This is a genomic window from Neisseria sp. P0022.S010, assembly GCF_051956635.1.
This window is the reverse complement of the sequence record NZ_JBQCXF010000516.1, coordinates 1-2,069: the sequence shown is the minus strand read 5'-3', so window position 1 is coordinate 2,069 and position 2,069 is coordinate 1. Positions and strand designations below refer to the sequence as shown.

The window sequence follows — 2,069 nt, the reverse complement described above, 5'->3', positions numbered from 1 at the left end:
TTTGCCTTCACTTTGGTGCGTTTGCCGTGTTGGGTATCGACTTGGTAGGTGGCGTCGTTTTTTTGGACGATGGAGGCAACTTTGAATTGGCCGGACTCTTCGTAAAAGATATTCATTTTTTTAGGATTTTATGATTTGTAGGAAACGCGTGATTTTAGCAGATTTGCACAAGAAAGGCCGTCTGAAAAACATACTTTCAGACGGCCTGTCAAAACGGCGGATGATTAATACTGATATGCTGCCAGTTTGCGTTTGATTTCAGGCAGGGCGGCGCGTGCGGCCTGTTCGCCCAATTGGATGGCGCGTTGTTTTTGGTCGAAACCGCCAACCGAACCCAGCTCCAAAACCTGCGGTTTGATGACCACATTGGCTTGGCCCAATTCTTGGTGTAAGGCGGTTTGGCTCATCACGTTGAAGGTTTGGTCAAGATAGGAGAACATACCTTGGCTGACGTTTTTGGCCGGACGGGCGGAAATATCGACGGCAATGATGAAGTTTGCGCCCAGTTTTTTCGCCGCGCTGACCGGTACGGGCTGTGACAGGCCGCCGTCCACATATTTGCGGCTGCCGATAACGACAGGTTGGAACACGTTCGGAATCGAAGCAGAAGCGCGGACGGCCTGTCCGGCATTGCCTACGTTGAACACCACCGGTTTGCCGCTTTCAAAATCGGTCGCAACGGCGGCAAATTTGATGGGGAACTGCTGCATCGGGCGGTTGCCGACTTTGCGGTTGATGTAGTTTTGCAGTTTTTCGCCTTTGATAAAGCCGCTGGTGGACAAGGTCAAATCCACCAAATCGGTTTTACCCAAAATTTCCGCTTCCAATTCGAGGCGGTCGGGCGACATTCCCGAAGCGTACATACTGCCGACAATCGAGCCTGCGGATGTGCCGGTAACGATTTTGATCGGAATATTGTTTTCTTTCAAAACCTTAATAATCCCAATATGGGCAAAGCCTTTGGATGCGCCGCCACCCAAAGCCAGCGCAACCGTGGCTTTCGGTTTGGGTGCAGGATGCGAAACCGTATTTTGACCCTGCGTAGAAGGTTTGGATTGCGGCGCGTTGCCGCTTGGACAGGCAGCCAATACCAAGACGGACGAAGCGGCTAAAAACGTTTTGAATGTGGAAAAAAGTTTATTCATGTTCAGACAGCCTTTAATATGTCGAAAGAGTTATTTTACTCTGAAATTAAGTCGAAAGGCCGTCTGAAATCAGGTTTCAGACGGCCTTTTAAATCCGGCTTAAGCCAATTCGAGCTGTTTTTCCAAGCTTTCGACCAGTTGATCGTCCAAATTCAAAGCTTGGGATAAACGGCTCAGGAACACAATTTCCTTGCGCGACAAGTCCGCGCAGACCAATCGGGCCGCCAGATAAGTTTCGGCTGCCAAAGCCTCGTTGCTGCCGACAGAAGCGGCAATTTGTTCGATAGAGGCCGGTTGTGCATATTCCGCCTGCAGCCATGCCGCCGTTTCCGCATCGCTGCCGCTTTCACGCTCAATGGCCGCGCGTTCCGCATCGTCAATCAGGCCGTCTGAAGCCGCCGCCGCAATCATCGTTTGCAAAATCACACGGCTGTGGTTTTCACCAATCAGGCCGGCAGGTTGGAACGCACTTTGCGGCAATTCGTCCTGCTGCTGGTTTTGTTTCCAGTTTTGATAGCCTTTATAAGCCAGAAAACCCAAAGCAGCGACCGAGCCGGCCTTGACCAGCTTCTTTGCGTTTTTCTTTTTCAACAGCATCGATGCCAAAGCACCCGTCAGCGCGCCGCCACCGAAAGAATTGAGCGGGCTGTCCGCCACCACTTTGCCGCCTTTTTGAGCCGCACCCAAAACCTGATTGAGCAACTGACTGAAATCCATAAAAAAATCTCCTGAAAACCAATATATTGCAAATATAGAGTAGAAACACCCAAAAACCAAGCCAAAGAAAGTTAAAAGGTGCAAACAAGTTTTCAGACGGCCATAGCCGACTTTCGGTACAATCACACCATTCCAAACAATAAACCCCATCATGACCGATACCGCCCAAATCATTACCAGCTATGGCCGCCGCTATATTGTCCGCAC

2 protein-coding genes are annotated in these 2,069 nt (G+C 50.3%); both read right to left on the bottom strand.

The window, feature by feature from the left end:
- Nucleotides 1-224 precede the first annotated feature (224 nt).
- Nucleotides 225-1,145, bottom strand: a complete 921-nt coding sequence (locus ACTHUT_RS18850; protein WP_440385877.1) for a patatin-like phospholipase family protein — start codon at nt 1,143-1,145, stop codon at nt 225-227.
- Nucleotides 1,146-1,244: 99 nt separating this feature from the next.
- Entirely contained in the window at nt 1,245-1,862 is a 618-nt protein-coding gene (locus ACTHUT_RS18845; protein ID WP_440385878.1) for a tellurite resistance TerB family protein, read from the bottom strand.
- Between the last annotated feature and the right edge of the window lie 207 nt (nt 1,863-2,069).

Excerpts from the sequence above, each read along its gene's own strand:
- ACTHUT_RS18850 (WP_440385877.1), bottom strand. The coding sequence starts at position 1,145 with ATGAATAAACTTTTTTCCACATTCAAAACGTTTTTAGCCGCTTCGTCC.
- ACTHUT_RS18845 (WP_440385878.1), bottom strand. The coding sequence starts at position 1,862 with ATGGATTTCAGTCAGTTGCTCAATCAGGTTTTGGGTGCGGCTCAAAAA.